Annotated in this window: 18 protein-coding genes and 1 tRNA gene; 7 read left to right on the plus strand and 12 right to left on the minus strand. The window is 70.4% G+C overall.

Annotation, left to right across the window (positions count from 1 at the left end):
• Positions 1–21: 21 nt before the first annotated feature.
• Both ACXJJ3_RS20340 and ACXJJ3_RS20345 read left to right on the plus strand, forming a co-directional pair.
• A complete protein-coding gene (locus tag ACXJJ3_RS20340) occupies positions 22–816 on the plus strand; it encodes a helix-turn-helix domain-containing protein (protein WP_458171781.1) in 795 nt (264 codons plus the stop codon).
• Positions 813–1,316 (plus strand): DinB family protein, encoded by a 504-nt coding sequence (locus tag ACXJJ3_RS20345; protein WP_458171782.1) that lies wholly within the window; start codon positions 813–815, stop codon positions 1,314–1,316. Before ACXJJ3_RS20340 ends, ACXJJ3_RS20345 begins: the two co-directional genes overlap by 4 nt.
• A 57-nt stretch (positions 1,317–1,373) precedes the next feature.
• Here ACXJJ3_RS20345 and ACXJJ3_RS20350 read toward each other — a convergent pair whose 3' ends face one another.
• Positions 1,374–2,408: a hypothetical protein gene (locus tag ACXJJ3_RS20350; protein WP_458171783.1), complete on the minus strand. Its 1,035-nt coding sequence runs from the start codon at positions 2,406–2,408 to the stop codon at positions 1,374–1,376.
• Entirely contained in the window at positions 2,408–2,923 is a 516-nt protein-coding gene (locus ACXJJ3_RS20355; protein ID WP_458171784.1) for a SigE family RNA polymerase sigma factor, read from the minus strand. Before ACXJJ3_RS20355 ends, ACXJJ3_RS20350 begins: the two co-directional genes overlap by 1 nt.
• A gap of 174 nt (positions 2,924–3,097) precedes the next feature.
• Between ACXJJ3_RS20355 and ACXJJ3_RS20360 the strand changes: the two genes are divergently transcribed.
• On the plus strand, positions 3,098–4,309 hold the full coding sequence (locus ACXJJ3_RS20360) for a hypothetical protein (protein WP_458171785.1): 1,212 nt from the start codon (positions 3,098–3,100) through the stop codon (positions 4,307–4,309).
• A 994-nt stretch (positions 4,310–5,303) separates the two neighbouring features.
• Positions 5,304–6,023, plus strand: coding sequence for a hypothetical protein (locus ACXJJ3_RS20365; RefSeq protein ID WP_458171787.1), 720 nt, complete (start codon positions 5,304–5,306; stop codon positions 6,021–6,023).
• Positions 6,024–6,076: 53 nt separating this feature from the next.
• Here the strand turns inward: ACXJJ3_RS20365 and ACXJJ3_RS20370 are convergent, their stop codons facing one another.
• The 4 genes from ACXJJ3_RS20370 to ACXJJ3_RS20385 all read right to left on the minus strand — a co-directional run bounded on the left by ACXJJ3_RS20370 (position 6,077) and on the right by ACXJJ3_RS20385 (position 10,437).
• Positions 6,077–6,604, minus strand: coding sequence for a hypothetical protein (locus ACXJJ3_RS20370; RefSeq protein ID WP_458171788.1), 528 nt, complete (start codon positions 6,602–6,604; stop codon positions 6,077–6,079).
• Positions 6,605–6,737: 133 nt separating this feature from the next.
• Positions 6,738–7,262, minus strand: a complete 525-nt coding sequence (locus ACXJJ3_RS20375) for a SigE family RNA polymerase sigma factor (RefSeq protein ID WP_458171789.1) — start codon at positions 7,260–7,262, stop codon at positions 6,738–6,740.
• Positions 7,263–7,283: 21 nt separating this feature from the next.
• Positions 7,284–8,615 (minus strand): diguanylate cyclase, encoded by a 1,332-nt coding sequence (locus ACXJJ3_RS20380; RefSeq protein ID WP_458171790.1) that lies wholly within the window; start codon positions 8,613–8,615, stop codon positions 7,284–7,286.
• 283 nt (positions 8,616–8,898) lie between these two features.
• On the minus strand, positions 8,899–10,437 hold the full coding sequence (locus tag ACXJJ3_RS20385; protein WP_458171791.1) for a helicase HerA-like domain-containing protein: 1,539 nt from the start codon (positions 10,435–10,437) through the stop codon (positions 8,899–8,901).
• 243 nt (positions 10,438–10,680) lie between these two features.
• Here ACXJJ3_RS20385 and ACXJJ3_RS20390 point away from each other — a divergent pair, with 243 nt between their 5' ends.
• Together ACXJJ3_RS20390 and ACXJJ3_RS20395 are read left to right on the plus strand one after the other, a co-directional pair.
• Positions 10,681–10,974, plus strand: coding sequence for a type II toxin-antitoxin system VapB family antitoxin (locus ACXJJ3_RS20390; protein ID WP_209697067.1), 294 nt, complete (start codon positions 10,681–10,683; stop codon positions 10,972–10,974).
• Positions 10,975–11,006: 32 nt separating this feature from the next.
• Complete coding sequence (locus ACXJJ3_RS20395; RefSeq protein ID WP_458171792.1) at positions 11,007–11,570, plus strand: LytR C-terminal domain-containing protein; 564 nt, start codon at positions 11,007–11,009, stop codon at positions 11,568–11,570.
• On the opposite strand, the gene ACXJJ3_RS20400 is transcribed toward ACXJJ3_RS20395, so the two are convergent.
• The 5 genes from ACXJJ3_RS20400 to ACXJJ3_RS20420 all read right to left on the minus strand — a co-directional run bounded on the left by ACXJJ3_RS20400 (position 11,567) and on the right by ACXJJ3_RS20420 (position 14,627).
• Complete coding sequence (locus ACXJJ3_RS20400; protein ID WP_458171793.1) at positions 11,567–13,078, minus strand: potassium/proton antiporter; 1,512 nt, start codon at positions 13,076–13,078, stop codon at positions 11,567–11,569. The genes ACXJJ3_RS20395 and ACXJJ3_RS20400 overlap by 4 nt on opposite strands.
• A gap of 209 nt (positions 13,079–13,287) precedes the next feature.
• Positions 13,288–13,378: transfer RNA gene (locus tag ACXJJ3_RS20405), tRNA-Ser, on the minus strand.
• A 13-nt stretch (positions 13,379–13,391) separates the two neighbouring features.
• Positions 13,392–13,820, minus strand: a complete 429-nt coding sequence (locus ACXJJ3_RS20410) for a nucleoside deaminase (RefSeq protein ID WP_458171923.1) — start codon at positions 13,818–13,820, stop codon at positions 13,392–13,394.
• Between the two features lie 31 nt (positions 13,821–13,851).
• Complete coding sequence (locus ACXJJ3_RS20415) at positions 13,852–14,334, minus strand: tRNA adenosine deaminase-associated protein (protein ID WP_380190514.1); 483 nt, start codon at positions 14,332–14,334, stop codon at positions 13,852–13,854.
• Positions 14,335–14,465: 131 nt separating this feature from the next.
• Positions 14,466–14,627 (minus strand): hypothetical protein, encoded by a 162-nt coding sequence (locus ACXJJ3_RS20420; RefSeq protein WP_458171794.1) that lies wholly within the window; start codon positions 14,625–14,627, stop codon positions 14,466–14,468.
• 104 nt (positions 14,628–14,731) lie between these two features.
• Here ACXJJ3_RS20420 and upp point away from each other — a divergent pair, with 104 nt between their 5' ends.
• The gene (upp, locus tag ACXJJ3_RS20425; RefSeq protein WP_458171795.1) at positions 14,732–15,373 is read left to right on the plus strand and encodes a uracil phosphoribosyltransferase; all 642 of its coding nucleotides are present in this window, start codon (positions 14,732–14,734) and stop codon (positions 15,371–15,373) included.
• A 1-nt stretch (position 15,374) separates the two neighbouring features.
• On the opposite strand, the gene ACXJJ3_RS20430 is transcribed toward upp, so the two are convergent.
• On the minus strand, positions 15,375–16,310 hold the full coding sequence (locus ACXJJ3_RS20430; protein ID WP_458171797.1) for a phage baseplate protein: 936 nt from the start codon (positions 16,308–16,310) through the stop codon (positions 15,375–15,377).
• Between the last annotated feature and the right edge of the window lie 14 nt (positions 16,311–16,324).

Here is a 16,324-nt window from a genome sequence, read left to right on the forward strand (position 1 = left end):
CGACCCGATAACGTCAGAGCTATGGCAGCGACGATCGAGGAGACGTTCCAGCGCCCGGTGGGTGAGCTTCTGCGCGGCTGGCGGGAGCGCCGGCGGCTCAGTCAGCTCGAGCTGGCGAACCGGGTCGACGTGTCCACACGGCACGTGAGCTTCGTCGAGACCGGGCGGTCGAAGCCCAGCCGGGACATGGTGCTGCGGCTGGCCGAGCACCTCGACGTACCGCTGCGGGACCGCAACCAGCTGCTGCTCGCGGGCGGGTTCGCGCCGATCTACAGCGAGGCCTCGCTGCACTCGCCGGCGATGCTCGCGATCCGTACGACGCTGCGCCGGCTGCTGCGCGCCCACGAACCGTACCCGGCGCTCGTCGTCGACCGCTGGTGGAACATCGTCGAGGCGAACGCCGGCATCGAGATCTTCACCGCCGGCGTCGACGAGAAGTTGCTGCAGGCACCGGTCAACGCGCTCCGGCTGACCCTGCACCCGGACGGCCTGGCCCGCCGGATCGGCAACATCGCCGACGTCCGCGCGGCGGCGCTCGGAAGCCTGCAACGGCAGGTCGCGAGTACGGCGGATCCCGAGCTCGAGGACCTGTACGACGAGCTCCGCGAGTACGCCGCCCACGACCGGCCGGCCGCGCCGGGGCCGACCGATGTCGTCGTACCGTTCCGGCTCACCCACGACGGACAGGAGTTGTCCTTGCTGACCACGATCGCGACGTTCGGCACACCGCTCGACGTGACGGTGTCGGAGCTGATGATCGAGTCGTTCTACCCGGCCGACGACGCGACCGCCGAGTACCTGCGGGCGCTGTCGTGAAGCCGGCCCGGGACGTCGCGGACACGCTCGAGCTGCATCTGGAGTACCTCGACCGGTACCGCGGGATCATCGCGGCGAAGCTGACCGGATTGAGCGACGCCGACCTGCGGAGCAGCCGGCTGCCGTCGGGCTGGACGCCGTTGGAGCTGCTGAAGCACCTGATCTTCATGGAGCGGCGCTGGCTGCGCTGGGGATTCACCGCCGAGCAGGTCGAGCACCCGTGGGGCGACTCCGCCGACGACCCCGACGGGCGCTGGACGCTCGAGCCGGGCGACACGCTCGACGGGCTGCTGGCGCAGCTGCATGCGGGTGGTGAGTTCACCCGGCAGGTGGTGAGCGGGGCGGACCCCGCGGCGGTCGCGTCGGCCGGAGGCCGTTTCGGGACCGACGACCGGCCGACGCTGAACTGGATCCTGTTTCACGTGCTCCAGGAATACGCCCGACACGCAGGCCACCTGGACGTGGCCCGCGAGCTCGTGGATGGTGCCACCGGCGAGTAGGGGGCGGACACCCCCTTGCGGCTGCAGGGTTGGCCTACTCGCCGGTGGCGGGGAGCCCTAGCGGCCGATGGAGGGGTGGCCGGTAGGGAACGACGTCGGGACGCCGGTCGGGGTCGGCAAGCTCGGCTTGCCGGTGGGAGCCGGGATGCTCGGCTTGCCGGGGAGCGTGGGCTTCGCGGACGGGAGGGTCGGCTTGGTCGCCGGGACCGACGGCGTACCCGGGTCGACGGTCACCTCGACACCCGCGGAGACCGATGCGGACGGCTTCGGCGGCAGCGACGGCTTGTCGGTCGGCGTACCCGGCACGGTCGGCGTGGGGACACTCGGCTTGTCGGTCGGTACGCCGTGGACGCAGTCGGGGAGCTGGGCCGTCGGCTTCGCGTTCGGCAGCGTCGGCTTCGCGGGCAGACTCGGCTTGGTCGGGAGCGACGGCTTGGTCGGCAAGGTGGGCTTGGCTGTCGGGACGTTCGGCAGCGTCGGCTTGGTCGACGGCAGGCTCGGCGTCGACGGGAGAGTCGGCTTCGACGGCAGCGTCGGCTTGGACGGGAGCGTCGGCGTACCGGGAAGGGTCGGCTTGCTCGGCGTACCGGGCAGCGTCGGCGTACCGGGCAGCGTCGGCTTACCGGGCAGGGACGGCTTGCTCGGCAAGGTCGGCTTGCCGGTTGGCAGGCTCGGCTTGTTCGGCAGGCTGGGCTTCGCGGTCGGCAGGCTGGGCTTGGCCGGCAGCGACGGCGGGGTGTTCGGGTCGATCGTCTTGTTCACCGACACCGTCACCTTCGGCAGCTGCGGCTTCTCCGGCGGCTGCGGCAGGCAGGTCGGGTCGACCGTCGGAACCTTCGGCGTCTCGGTCGGCACCACCGCCGGCACGGGCGGCTTACCGCCCCCGGCCAGCAGGTTCTTCACCGGAGCCGGTCCGCCCACCGCCGCGGACACCGTCGCAACGGTTCCGGCGAGCGCGGTGACACCGGCCGCAGCCAGCCCGCGCCGCAGCCAGGTGAGCCGCTTGCCGCGCCGCATCAGGTCGGCGGCGTTCGGCTGCCACGGGTCCATCTCGTACGTGAGAGCGTCGCGTACCTGCTGCTCGTCACTCATCAGTTTCCTCCAACTCCGCTGTCGATCAGGTCGGGTGCCAGACGCAACTTGGCCAGCCCGCGGGAAGCCGTGCTCTTCACGGTCCCGGGTGCCATACCGAGCAGCTCGGCGGTCTCGGCCTCGGAGAGATCCTGCGAGTAGCGCAGCGCGACCACGGCTCTCTCCCGGACGGTCAGACCCTGGAGCGCCGAGAGCACGGTCTCCCTGGTCTGGACCGCCCCGGCGAAGTCCGCCACCGCTCGCTGGTCCCAATCGTTGAGCACCGGATCACTGGGTACTTCGTTGTTCCAGCGCCGGCGGGCCTGGCTGAGGAAGCGGTTCACCAGCACCCGGCGGACGTACCGCAACGGGTCGCCCTCCAGCCGGTGCCATTTCGGGTAGGACCGCATCAACGCTTGCTGCACCAGGTCCTCGGCGGTGTGCCGATCGCCGCACAGCATCTCCGCGAAGCGGAGCAAGGGGGTCGACTGCGCCTGCACGAAGCGCTCGAAGTCGGCGTCCGCGGTCCGGGTCATCGAATCTCCTCAGCCTCAGCCTCTGTCACACCGGTCCAAACCCGGTGACCGACCGATCGGGTTCTGTTTCGTCACCAACTCCTTCGAAGAAATTTATTGACGGGCTAGCCACAAGTGACGTTGATGAGTCACATTGGGTGAGCACACACCTTCACCGCCCCGGAGGTTCCGCCCATGCGTATCACCCGTCGAAGCACGTCCGCAGCCTGTCTGACGGCTGCCGCGGCCATCCTTGCCGCGACCTTTACGCTGGCCCCGGCCAGCACCGCGGCCCCGACCTCACCGGTCGCCGTCGCCGCCCAACCAGTTGACTCGAGCAACGTGAAGCTCGACGGCAACCGGATCGTCCTCGGCGACGCGGCCGCGTCCATCGGCGCCTCCGAGATCAAGCAGCGCTCGGGCCTGGCCGAGTTGACCCCGGTCCGGTTCGGTACGCCGACGTCCGCCGTCGTCGTCGTCGGCTACACCACCGGTACGCCGGACGGCACCACGGCCGAGGTCGACGTACGCGCACGTCTGAACGACCGCTGGTCCGAATGGACCGCCGCGAAGTCCGGTACGCCGACCGCACTGCCCGGCGCCAGCGACCAGGTCCAGGTCCGCATCATCGTCCTCGCTCCGCCGACCGGCGCCCGCCCGTGGGTCGGCGACATCACCGTCCAACCCACCGACAAGGCCGCCGCACCGCGGATGACGATCCAGGCCGCGCCGCTGAAGTCCCACGTCTTCGCGACCCGCGAAGGCCTGGTCGGCGGTACGACGGCCAACGGCCACGTCATCGCGAGCCGCGACCACTTCGTCGCCCTCCCGTCCCGCCGCGGCCTGTCCAGCAACGGATCCGGCACATACACGGTCAAGGTCTGCACCGCGACCCGCTGCGCGTTCGAGCCCGTCTGGGACGTCGGCCCGTGGAACACCAAGGACGACTACTGGAACCCGGGCGCAACCCGCGAAATGTGGAAAGACCTCGCCCAGGGCAAGCCGGAAGCCCAAGCCGCGTACCAGAACGGCTACAACGGCGGCAAAGACCAGTTCGGCCGCACCGTCGCCAACCCCGCCGGCATCGACCTCGCCGACGGCGTCTTCTGGGACGCCCTCAAACTCACCGACAACAGCTGGGTGGACGCCACCTACCTCTGGACCGGCGACGGCGGCCGCGGCACGGTGTCCATCTCATCCGGCTACCTGAACATCCGCAACGCCCCGAACTCCACGGGCGCGGTAGTCGGCATGGCCGGCAAATCAGCCCAGGTAACCGTCGAATGCCAAACAACAGGCGAGAATGTCACCGGCTCCCAAGGCACAAGCAACGTATGGCTCCGAGTCAACGCAGGAATGTACGTAGCCAAAGCCTGGGTAAACGCCGGCACCTTCGGCAACTGCTAACAAGCTTCCGGCCGCACCACTTGCCCAAAGCAACACAATCCGCGGGTACGTCGACCCGGCGTACCCGCATGCAGATCCGCCCGCCCGCACCACGAGCAGACAGGCACGACGGGCCCCGCACCGCGACCCGAATCATCCGAACCCGTCGCACGACCCACACCCACCTGCCCCGCAGGCCGAGCCGACTCTCACCGAACTACCCCACCCGCAGCCACCCCGTCGGCAGGTGCCTCCGCACCGCAGCACGAGCGACCGCGTACACCGACACCCCACCAACCGCCGACGGGCACCGCCGCCTCGCACCAAGCGCCGGCGGGTACTGCGGCCTCGCACCACGAGCCGGCAGGTACGACGACGCCGCGCCACGCGCAGGGCGGGTACGCCAGCACACAGTGCGAGCCCACGGATCGACCGCAGTCACCCGAGCCCGACGTACGGCCGCACGCCCGTCTGACCTCCAGCAGGCCGAGCCGACTCTCACCGAGCTACCCCACCCGCAACCACCCGCTCCGCGGATGCTTCCGCCCCGGCAGCACGAGCGACCGGGTACGCCGACACCGCATCAGCCGCCGGCGGGCACCGCGCCAAGCGAGCCCGCAGGTACGACGGCACCGCACCACGAGCCGGCGGGTACGACGGCGCCGGGCCAAGCGAGTTCGCGGATCGACCGGTGTCAGCCGAGACCGGCGTACGGCCGCACGCCTGGTCGTCCTTCGTGGGTATGGGGCCGTTGTGTGGAAGGTGTTACTTGCCGCGCGGGGACGCGGTCGGTGGGTCGGTCGGTTCGGCGGTGCGGGTGGGGACGGGACGCGGGGCTCGGGTCGGGGCGACGGTTGGGGGCTCGGTCGGGGTTGCGCGGGGACCGGGGGTGCGGGTCGGCGGTTCGGTGGGGGTCGGGCGCGTGGCGGGGGTGCGGGTCGCCTCGTCGGTTGGGGTTGGGCGCGGGCCGGGGGTGCGGGTGGGCGGATCTGTCGGGGAGACGCTTGGCGTCGCGGTGGGCTCGCAACTCGGTACCGCGCTCGGTACGGCGCTCGGTACGGCGCTCGGTACGGCGCTCGGTACGGCGCTCGGTGCCTCGGTGGGCGTGGCGGGCCGGCGGGGCGGGACTGCGCGCGGTGAGACCGTTGCTGAGGGCACCGGTCGGGTGCTTGGGGTGCCGGCGTCGCGCGGGGTCGGGCGCATGCTCGGGGGCATTGTCGGCTCCGGGCGGCGGGTGGGACTCATGGTCGGAGGCACCGGAGTGGGTACCGCGCGCCGCGTGGGGGACACGCTCGGCGGCGGGGTCGCCACGCGTGTCGGGGTTGCGGCCGGCGACGGGGTCGCGACGCGGACGCGTGGTGGGGTGGCGGCCGGCGACGGGGTCGCGGGGCGGGCACGTGTCGGGGACACGGTCGGTGGTGGGGTGGCGACCCGGGCGCGGGTCGGGGTTGTCGCCACGGGGGTGGGGCGGCGGCTGGGGGGCTCGGTGGGAGGTGTCCAGCAGGTGGGGGCTGGGCGGGTGGGGGTGTTTTGGTCGGTTGGGGTCTTGGCGACCGGGGTGGCCACCGGACCGCCTTGGGTTTGGGCGGTGGTGTCGGTGTTGTTGCTGCGGGCTATCGCCGTACCGGCTACTGCTACGCCGGCGACTGCTGCGACGGCCAGGCCGCCCAGGAGGATTCGGGTGGTTCTGCGTTTGCGGCCTGTGCCGTTCATTGTTGCCCTCCGCACCTTTTGATGTTCGGTCGGGCTGAAGGACGCGGTGGGGTGGGCGGATGGTTCTGCTGGGGTTCAGTTCGGCGATCGGGTAGGCGGGGTGGTCGGTGTCGCGTGCCGCGCCGGCGTACGGCCGCCGCGTGGCCCGGGCGTCGTCGTACTCGGCGCGTTGGTGGTCGCTCCGGTGGGCGTCACCGCAGCGCTAGGGGGCGGCGTGCGGGGTGGGGTTCGGCTGGGTATGTCGGTGGGCGAACTGATCCGCGTGGGCGTCGGTACCGCGGTCGGTCGTACCGACGGTGGTTCCGTCGGCGGGACGGTCGGCTCGGGGGTCGGCGGTGGGTAGGTGGCAGTCGGCGTGGTCGGGCGGACCGGCACGCTCGATGGTGGATCCGCCGGCTGCGGTACTTCGCCGCGCAGCCGTCCCCCGCCGATCACCCCACCCACGACAACCACCCCGGCCACCGCGACCGACGCCACGGCGGCAGTCATCACCCGTCCACGTACCCGTCGCCGCCGAGCCCCGGCGATCACCCGCCCCGGATCAAGCGGCCCAGCCACCCCGTCCGGCGCCAGCGCATCCCGGATCTCGTCCTCGTCCTTCATCCCCACACCCCCAATCCGCACACGGCGCCCAACACACAGAACCCGACCGACCGCCACTCCTCGCCGCCGCACGACCCGCGCAAAGCAAGCCGCGAGCTCTCCCCGCACCGACCCGGCGCCGCGGTACACCAGTTCATGTGCGATCTCCTACGCCGCTCAGCTCCGGGGCGGTGCGGAGCTTGTCCAGGGCGCGGGCGTTGGCGCTCTTCACGGTTCCTACGGCGACCCCCAGGACCGCGGCCGTTTCGCGTTCGGTCAGGTCTTCGAGGTAGCGGAGTACGACGACTGCTCGTTCTCGGCGGCTCAGGCCGTCCAGGGCAGCCCGGACCGCGACCCGGCGGTTGACGCCGCCGCTCGGGTCGGTTTCCGCGTCCAGGAACAGGTCGAGTTCGGCCGCGTCGCCGCTCGGGCGCTCTCGCCACGGGCGGCGGCGGAGCCACGAGAGGTGCTGGTTGACGACGGCCTGGCGGACGTACCCGAACGGGTCTGCCATCTCGATCCGGTCCCAGCGCAGGTACGCCTTCTCGAGCGCGGTCTGTACCAGGTCCTCCGCGAGGCCGGCGTCGCCGCAGAGCATCCGCGCGAAGTGCACCAACCGCGCGGATCTGGCCAGCACGAATGCCGTGAAGTCGTCGTCACGACTCCCCGTTGCCGCCATGCGCACTCCGTCCTGCCGTCCTCATCTCACAGGACGCTGGGCAGGAGCCAAAGGTTCTGTCTGTCCGGAGAATTGCGTCAGATGGTGCAGCGGGACGGTGTCGGCGGCCAGCCGGACCCGGTTGCGGCCGGCGGCCTTGGCGGCATACATGGCGCGGTCGGCGCGCAGCAGCAGGTCGTCGACGGTCGAGCCGTCGGTCGGGTACACCGCGACGCCGATGCTGACGGTCAGCTGGAACGTGTCCGGATCCAGGTCCGGATCGTCGAGTACGCCGGCGCACATCGCGGCGAGCGGGCTGTTCGCGACCGCGTTGCGGAGCCGGTCCGCGGTCACGGTGGCCTCGTCGATCCCGGTGTCCGGGAGCGCGATCACGAACTCCTCGCCGCCGAACCGGCCGATCACGTCCTTCGCGCGGATCGCGCTGCGCAGGATCGTCGCGACCGCCCGGAGCGCCTCGTCGCCGACGAGGTGGCCGTGGCGGTCGTTGACGTGCTTGAAGTGGTCGATGTCGATCAGCAGGACGGCCATCGGCTCGTGCTGATTGCGCGAAGTGCGGAGCATCTGCTCGGTGCGGCGGCGCCACCAGTCGACGCGGGACAGGCTGGTCTTCGGGTCGGTCTGCGCCTCGGTCTCCAGCTGGCCGAGGAGCAGGGCACGCTGGGCGGTCAGCGTGATCGGGATCGCGACGAACGCGAACCACGGCGTCACCAGGCAGGCCGCGGCGAGCAGGCAGCCGAGGGTGGCCGCGGTGGCGTCGGTGCACAGGTCGTCGAGCCCGCCGACCGTCTCGCGGCGGTTGCTGCCCGGGATGATCAAGGAGATCGCGAGGCCGCACAGCAGGGTGTCGGTGACGACGTACGCGAACGCGCCGGCCGCCATCGAGATGACCAGGCCGAGGTCGCCGCCGCCGGTCAGCTGCCGGGCCGAGACGAACACGGCGTGCGCGGCGCCGACCGCGAGGACACACACCGCGGTCGAGAAGGCCCAGCGATACGGGATGCACTTGCCGGCGCGGATCCGCCACCAGATGCGGAGCAGTACGACGACCAGGATCGCCAGCGCCGGGTGCAGGACGACGGCCGCGGCGATCATCCACGCCGGGGCGAGGTCCTTGTGCAGGGCACCGCCGCGGCGGCGACGGCTCTCCACCCGGCGCGCGCCCTCGACCGCGATCAGCGCGGAGACGGTGAGCGCGAGCACGACGTCCAGGCCGCGCCAGCTCGGGCGGTCGGCGAACGCGTGCACGCCGTACGCGATCGCGCCGAGGTCGATGAGCACGACGAGCAGGAACGCCGGGACCGTCAGGGTCCAGAGCGCCCAGGACCGGATCGCCTGCCTACTCTGTGCAACCATCACCTCACACGGTACGACGAGTGGCCGCTCAGGCCCAATCGCTCGCGGCGCGGCTGTGGATGACGAGTTGAGAACGATCGTCGATCCTTCAGTATTCATTCGTTTGATCAACAATCAAACGGAGGTTTTCCCTTGCACGACAGGAAAAACAACACAAATACCCGCGAAGCCGAGCCCCACACCAGGCGAAGGTGAGGTGCCGGGCGGTGGAGGCCCAGCCCGGATCACCCGCCCGGCGGGGCGGACGCTTGCGTCCACCCCGGTGGAACCCGCGGGGGTGGGGTCAGCGTTTGCGGGCGGCGCCGAAGAGGCCTCGGACTATTTCTCGGCCGGCGGAGCGGGCGAACTGTTTGAAGGCGGTGGAGCCGATCACCTGTTCGACCATCGACTTCTCCTGCTTCTGGGCGCGCGGCCGCGGCGCCTCCGGCTCCTTCGCCTGGTCCTGCTTCTCGGCCTCGGCCTGGGCGGCGCCGGCCTGGACCTTCGCGGCGAGGATCTCGTACGCCGACTCGCGGTCGACGGTCTCGGAGTACTTCGCGTTGTTCGGGGACGCCTGCACCGTGGCCGTCATCTGGTCCGCCGACGCGGGCGCCATCAGCGACTGCGGCGCCCGCAGCCGGGTCCACGCGACGGGGGTCGGCGCGCCGGACTCGTTCATCACGGTCACGATCGCCTCGCCGATGCCGAGCTGGGTGAGCACCTCGCCCAGGTCGTACGACGAGCTCGGGAACGTCGACACGGTCGCCTTCAGCGCCTTCGCGTCGTTCGGCGTGTGCGCCCGCAGCTGGTGCTGCACCCGGGAACCGAGCTGCGCGAGCACCGCGTCCGGCACGTCCTTCGGGGTCTGCGTCACGAAGAACACGCCGACACCCTTCGACCGGATCAGCCGGACGGTCTGCGCGATCGAGTCCAGGAACGCCTTGGACGCGTCGTTGAACAGCAGGTGTGCCTCGTCGAAGAAGAACACCAGCTTCGGCTTGTCCACGTCCCCGACCTCGGGCAGGTCGTGGAACAGGTCCGCGAGCAGCCACATCAGGAAGGTGGAGAACAGCGCCGGCCGGTCCTGCAGGTTCGGCAGTTCGAGCAGCGAGATGAGGCCCTTGCCGTCGCGCTGCTGCAGCAGGTCCGCGGTCTCGAACTCCGGCTCGCCGAAGAACGCCTCGGCGCCCTGGTCGGCGAACCCGATCAGCGCCCGCAGGATCACGCCCGCAGTGGCCGCGGACAGCCCGCCGAGCTCCTTCAGGTCCTCTTTCCCCTCGTCCGAGGTGAGGTGCTGGATGACCGACCGCAGGTCCTTCAGGTCGAGCAGCGTCAGCCCGGCCTTGTCGGCGTAGTGGAAGATCAGCCCGAGCGACGACTCCTGAACGTCGTTCAGCCCGAGCACCTTGGACAGCAGCACCGGCCCGAATGACGTGATCGTCGCGCGGATCGGGATCCCGGTCCCCTGCCCGCCGAGCGCGTAGAACTCGGTCGGGAAACCGCTCGCGGTCCACTCCTGGCCGATCGCCTTGGTCCGGGCCAGCAGCTTGTCGCCGCCGGCGCCGGGCTGCGAGATCCCGGACAGGTCACCCTTGACGTCGGCCGCGAACACCGCGACACCGTTCGCGGACAGCTGCTCGGCCATCAGTTGGAGGGTCTTCGTCTTACCGGTACCGGTGGCGCCCGCGACCAGGCCGTGCCGGTTCATCATCCCGAGCGGGATCCGGACCGCCGCCTCCGGTTTCGGCTCGCCGTCGACCAGCAGCGCACCCAGTTCGAGGGCCGCTCCCTCGAACGCGTATCCCTGCTTGACGGTCTCGACGACGTCGGCTTTCTCGGCCATCTCAGCGTGCCTTTCCCCGGTTGACGGAAATAACCCGCTCGAATGCTAGTCCTCCGATGTCAGCCCGGCACGGTCCCACGCGTCGGCCCGGCCCGAACGGCCGGATCCGCGCCACGTTGCCTCAGGCATCGCTGTCCAGGGGTGACGCCGTACTCCTCCAAAAGGTTGAAAAACGGCTCCGGACTGTTCCGGTGACATTCATGACCTCCTCGCGGGACCTGATCCCCGGCTAGACTCCGGGAGGTGATCTTCAAGCGCGTCGGGGACGATCGGCCGTACCCGGACCACGGGCTGCGGCCCAAGGACTGGTCCGCCCTGCCTCCACGGCAGGTACGGCTGGACGAACTCGTCACGACCAAGGGCACCCTGGACCTGACCGCGCTGCTGGACGAGGACTCGACTTTCTACGGCGACCTGTTCGCACATGTCGTGGAGTGGAAGGGCGACATGTATCTCGAGGACGGCCTGCACCGCGCGCTGCGTGCCGCGCTGCAGCAGCGTCAGGTCCTCCATGCACGGGTACTGGTAGTGGACTGACCAATGGCTGCCGCTCACGGGGGGTGGAGCAAATGACAGCGATCCATCCGCAACCGAGACCGCACTCGCGGATCCGGTGGCGTACGCCGATCACGATGGTGATCCTGCTCGTCATACTGGCCGGTGGCGGCTGGTGGGGCTGGAAGTCGCTGATGAGTTCCAGCGCCGATCCGACCTGCACCGAGCAGACGCTCACCAACAACCGGCTGCTGCCCAAGCAGGTCGTGCTGAACGTGTACAACGGCGGCGCCCGCGCGGGTTCGGCCGGCCGGGTCGCGGACGCGCTGAAGAAGCGCGGGTTCAACATCGACAAGATCGCGAACGAGCCGAAGGGCGACAAGACCGCGGTGGTGGCGCTCCGCGGTGCCACCGCGACGGCGCCCGAGATGCTGCTGGTCGCCGGTCAGCTCAACCAGAAGGCCGAGATGATCGCCGACGGCCGCACCGACCATTCGGTCGACCTGGTGATCGGTGCCGGCTTCGGCTCCGTGAAGCTCAAGGGCATCCCGTCCGTCGCGGTCAAGGCCGGTACGACGGTGTGCCTCCCGGTCGTCCGCACCCCGCAGCCGATCCCCTCGGGCCAGAACCCGAACTAATGCTGTTCGCGGCCGCGTTCGCCGAACCAGCCGGCCAGGCGGCCGGCCCGGGAGACGGCGCGGAGGCGGCGTACGGCCTGTTCGCGGACCGGGCTCGGGGTGACGATCAGCAGCGAGTCGGCGGCCCGCAGCACGGTACGGCGGTCCGGGACGAACGCCTGGTCGCCGCGGATCACCAGCGAGACCGACACGCCCGGCGGGAGCCGTAGTTCGCCGATCTCGACACCGGCCAGCCGGGACTCGCTCGGAACGTGGACCTGCAGCATGTCCGCGCCGAGCGACTCCAGCGGCGCGACGTCGATGTCCACCTCGTGGGCCGCGTTCTCGTCGAGGACGCCCAGCCGCTTCGCCAGCCACGGCAGCGACGGCCCCTGGAGCAGCGTGAACAGCAGCACCAGGACGAACACCACGTTGAAGATCCGGTCCGCGTGCGGCACGCCCTCCGAGAGCGGGATCGTCGCCAGCACGATCGGTACCGCGCCGCGCAGCCCGGCCCAGGAGATGAACGTCCGCTCCGCCCACGGCAACCGGAACGGCGCCGCCGAGATCGCCACCGACGCGAACCGGCCGACCACCGTCACCGCGACTCCGATCACGAGCGCCAGCAGTACGTCGTTCAACTTGAACTGTGCGGGCGACGCAAGCAGCCCGAGCATCACGAACAGCCCGATCTGCGCCAGCCAGGCGATCCCGTCGACGAACGACCGGGTCGCCATCCGGTGCGGCAACTCGGCCCGCCCGAGCACCAGCGACGTCACGTACACGGCGGCGAATCCGGACACGTGCAGCAGGACGGAGCCCCCGGCGTACGAGATGAACGCCACCGCGAGCACCGCGACCGGGTAGAGGCCGGCCGACCCGAGCGCCATCCGGCGGATCAGGCGGACGGCCACCCAGCCGACCGCCAGCCCGAAGAGCGCTCCCACGACCAGCTCGTACAGAACCAGGCCCGAGAACGCCAGCAGGCCCTTCTCGCCCACCTCGCCGGTGCTGACGAGTGTGACCAGCAACACGGTCGGAGCGTCGTTCAGGCCGGACTCCGCCTCCAGCGCCCCGCGCAGTCGCGGCCGGATCGGCACCCGTCTGAGCACCGAGAACACGGCCGCCGCGTCCGTCGGCGACGTCACCGCGCCGAGCAGTACGGACAGCTGCCAGCTCAGCCCGAGCACGAAATGCGCCACGCCCGCGACCACGGCGACGCTGACCGCGACCCCGACCGTTGCCAGCACCAGCCCGAGCGGCATCACCGGCCGTACTTCGTTCCACCGGGTGGTCAGGCCGCCCTCGGTGAGGATCACGACCAGCGCCGCGAACCCGAGCGCGTGCGCGAGCTGCGCGTTCTCGAAATGGATGTGCCCCGGGCCCGACTCGCCGAGCAGCAGCCCCATGCCGAGGTAGATCAGCAGCGACGGGAGCCCGATCCGGGCGGACAGCCGAACCGCGACCACGGCCACCAGCAGGACAGCCGCGCTCCCGAGAAGGATCCGGTCGAGCTCAGCTACGTCCATGGGGGGCCTCTCGTCGAGCGTCGGGTCCCGAGTCAGGTCCAGAGAGACGAAAACCCTGACGCATCACACAGCATCAGGGTCTCCGGCTATCTGCCGCCCGAAGGCGGTTGGCGGTGGCGGAGGGAACCGTCGCAGGCTCCTCCCAAATCCCACAGCACTTGATATTTGCTCAGATGGTCCCACACTCCGTGCGGGACCATCTGAGCAAATGGCGGTGGCGGAGGGATTTGAACCCTCGGACGGGGGTTGCCCGTCACGCGCTTTCGAGGCGCGCTCCTTCGGCCGCTCGGACACGCCACCGCCGAGGACAATATCAAGGTCTGTGGCCGATGAAGAAATCGCGTAGCCGGGCACCCGCCACGTCGGCCATCACACCGCCCACCACTTCGGGCCGATGGTTCAGCCGGCGGTCCCGTACGACGTCCCACAACGACCCCACCGCGCCGGCCTTCTCGTCGTACGCCGCGAAGATCAGCCGCTCCAGCCGCGACAGCACGATCGCCCCCGCGCACATCGTGCACGGCTCCAGCGTCACGACCAGCGTGCAGCCGGTCAGCCGCCATTCGCCGACGTGCCGGGCCGCCGCGCGGATCGCGAGTACCTCGGCGTGCGCGGTCGGGTCGCCGGTCGCCTCGCGTTCGTTGTGCCCGCGGCCGATGATCTCGCCGTCCTCGGTCACCACCAACGCACCGATCGGTACGTCGGGCAACGCCCGCTCGCCCTCCTCGAGCGCGAGCGCCATCAACCGCGACCACTCCCGGCGCAGCAGCGGGCTAGCCAACGGCCTCGACCGCGTCGTGGAACTGGCTGCCGAACCCGAGCTCCTCGGCGATCTCCTCGAGCATCTCCTCCGGGTAGAGGTCGACGTCGTCGCAGAGCGCGCCGAGGTCCATCGCGGTCATCCCCAGGTCGGCGATGATCGCCAGGTCACCGGCCGGTACCTGCTCGTCGTCGTCATCGGCGAGCGGGATGTCCAGCTCGTCGACGATCTGCCGGGCCAACGGCCACTCGGTCGCGGCGGTGACGTCGGAGATCAGCAGCCGGGCGCGCCCGCCCTGGACCCGGACCAGTACGAAGAAGTCCTCGTCGACCGAGACCAGCCCGAGCACCCCCGCGTCGCCGGGGAACCGGCGCAGCGCGGAGACGAGCGTGGCCAGGTCCAGCTCACCGCGCAGGACCAGCGGAGTGACGGTCCAATGCCCGTCCTCGGTGTAGGCAGCGACCGCGAAATCCAGGTCCGTAGCCGTATCAGACACGTCATCATGGTCGCAGAGTCGCGGGGGTTGTGGGGGGTTGCGGACGCCCAGGCCATCACAATTGCGTCTCGTCGGCCGACCTCCGCCTGCGCCGGCCGGGGCGGCGGGATTGTGATGGGCCGGCGGTCCGCTCAATGGTGGTACGTCGCCCAGCGCATCGCCTCGCGCAGCTGCCGGGCCCGGGCGCGCCGGGGTGCGATCCGGTCGCGCAGCGCCCGCGCCTCCTCGCGCTCCCGGAGGAACGCCGCACGGCGCCGCAGACGGTCGAGCTGCTCGGGCGTCTTCTCGGTCATCGGCTCACTCCCTGGAGGGCGACAGGGCAGAATCCAATGCAGTTTCCAGTCTGACAGCGGGCGCGCTTTCCCGCTCCGAATCGCCGACGGTACCGTTCGACGTTATGCAGATCCTCGTCGTGGACCACCCGCTCGTCGCCCACAAGCTCACCGCGCTGCGCGACGAGCAGACGGACTCACCCACGTTCCGCCGGCTGACCGAGGAACTCGTCACGCTGCTCGCCTACGAGGCGACCCGGGACGTGCGCACCGGTCCGGTCACCGTCCGCACGCCCGTCGCGGAGGCGCAGGGCGTGAAGCTCGCCGCCCCGAAGCCGCTGGTGGTGCCGATCCTGCGCGCCGGTCTCGGCATGCTCGAAGGCATGACCCGGCTGCTCCCGACCGCCGAGGTCGGCTTCCTCGGCATGGTCCGCAACGAGCAGACCCTGACCGCGTCGACGTACGCCGAACGCCTCCCCGAGGACCTGTCCGGCCGCCAGTGCTACGTCCTGGACCCGATGCTCGCCACCGGCGGCACGCTCGCCGCGGCCATCCAGTTCCTCGTGGACCGCGGCGCCGACCACATCACCGCCATCTGCCTCCTCGCCGCCCCCGAAGGCGTCGAACGAGTCGAACGCGAACTCACCCACCTCGACGTCCCGTGCAACCTGGTCATCGCCGGCATGGACTCCCACCTGAACGACAAGGGCTACATCGTCCCCGGCCTCGGCGACGCCGGCGACCGCTTGTACGGCGTAGCGCAGTAGTTCAGACCAAGGTGTCGCGGTAGAAGAGGTTTGCTCGGCGGTCGCCCGTGACGCCGGAGGCGAAGCCGAAGCACAGGCGAGGGCCGCTCGGCAGCTGTTGTACGCCGATGCCCTCGGCCTCCCGGTAGACCAGGTCGGCGCCGTCGAGGACCTGCGCGGACTCGACGATCTCACCGCGGTTGATGTCGTACGTCCACAGCTTCGACGTACTGCTGTTCGCCTCCCCCTCCCAGAGATACACATACGACCCGTACAGCACCCACCCCTGGAAGTCGATCCCGTCAGTCATCGCGGGCTGCTTGAACGACGCAAGCACCTGCGAGAAGTTGCCGGCCCGCGCCGCGGCCAGCGAGTACACGGTGATGTGAAACCCGTCCGCCCGCGTGTGCCGGATCCCGATCCGCCCGTGCTCCTGATCCACCGACGGCGTGAACAACGCGCCGTCCGCAACGGGCTTCCAACTCCGCAGCCCAGGCGAGTCCTTCGTCAACGTCGCCCCGTCCTGCCACCGGAACCGCGCGATCTGCCGCCCCCGCGCGTTCGTGGTGTCGACATCGGTCTCGGTCCACAGGTACGTCGTACGCCCCACGCTCTCGGCCCCGATCGACACCGCGTGCCCGAAGCCGCTCAGGTACATATGCCCGACGACATCACCCGCCGGCGTGAGCTGCGTCAACGTCAGATCCCCACTGTCGGCAGGCGACCCGGCGCGCAGCTGCCCCGCGAACAACCGCTGATTCCGGTTGTCGAAGGCAATCGACCGCATCACGGTCACATCCGCCAACGGCTTGCCCCGAAACACCTCACCCCCCGGCCCGTCCAGCACAAACCGCCGCGACCCCGGCACCCCGACCGCCGCAGCCGGCTGACCCACCACCCCACCAACCGCGATCGCACCGACACCAGCAAGCAACCCACGCCGCGAGAGTTTCTCCATGCCGCCAGACCGTA

This window comes from Kribbella sp. WER1 (genome assembly GCF_054189145.1).

What these genes read in the sequence shown, in the direction of transcription:
- ACXJJ3_RS20340 (WP_458171781.1), top strand. Translation starts at nt 22, where the DNA reads ATGGCAGCGACGATCGAGGAGACGTTCCAGCGCCCGGTGGGTGAGCTT.
- ACXJJ3_RS20350 (WP_458171783.1), bottom strand. Translation starts at nt 2,408, where the DNA reads ATGAGTGACGAGCAGCAGGTACGCGACGCTCTCACGTACGAGATGGAC.
- ACXJJ3_RS20355 (WP_458171784.1), bottom strand. Translation starts at nt 2,923, where the DNA reads ATGACCCGGACCGCGGACGCCGACTTCGAGCGCTTCGTGCAGGCGCAG.
- ACXJJ3_RS20360 (WP_458171785.1), top strand. Translation starts at nt 3,098, where the DNA reads ATGCGTATCACCCGTCGAAGCACGTCCGCAGCCTGTCTGACGGCTGCC.
- ACXJJ3_RS20370 (WP_458171788.1), bottom strand. Translation starts at nt 6,604, where the DNA reads ATGAAGGACGAGGACGAGATCCGGGATGCGCTGGCGCCGGACGGGGTG.
- ACXJJ3_RS20375 (WP_458171789.1), bottom strand. Translation starts at nt 7,262, where the DNA reads ATGGCGGCAACGGGGAGTCGTGACGACGACTTCACGGCATTCGTGCTG.
- ACXJJ3_RS20380 (WP_458171790.1), bottom strand. Translation starts at nt 8,615, where the DNA reads ATGGTTGCACAGAGTAGGCAGGCGATCCGGTCCTGGGCGCTCTGGACC.
- ACXJJ3_RS20385 (WP_458171791.1), bottom strand. Translation starts at nt 10,437, where the DNA reads ATGGCCGAGAAAGCCGACGTCGTCGAGACCGTCAAGCAGGGATACGCG.
- ACXJJ3_RS20395 (WP_458171792.1), top strand. Translation starts at nt 11,007, where the DNA reads ATGACAGCGATCCATCCGCAACCGAGACCGCACTCGCGGATCCGGTGG.
- ACXJJ3_RS20400 (WP_458171793.1), bottom strand. Translation starts at nt 13,078, where the DNA reads ATGGACGTAGCTGAGCTCGACCGGATCCTTCTCGGGAGCGCGGCTGTC.
- ACXJJ3_RS20410 (WP_458171923.1), bottom strand. Translation starts at nt 13,820, where the DNA reads ATGGCGCTCGCGCTCGAGGAGGGCGAGCGGGCGTTGCCCGACGTACCG.
- ACXJJ3_RS20420 (WP_458171794.1), bottom strand. Translation starts at nt 14,627, where the DNA reads ATGACCGAGAAGACGCCCGAGCAGCTCGACCGTCTGCGGCGCCGTGCG.
- upp (WP_458171795.1), top strand. Translation starts at nt 14,732, where the DNA reads ATGCAGATCCTCGTCGTGGACCACCCGCTCGTCGCCCACAAGCTCACC.
- ACXJJ3_RS20430 (WP_458171797.1), bottom strand. Translation starts at nt 16,310, where the DNA reads ATGGAGAAACTCTCGCGGCGTGGGTTGCTTGCTGGTGTCGGTGCGATC.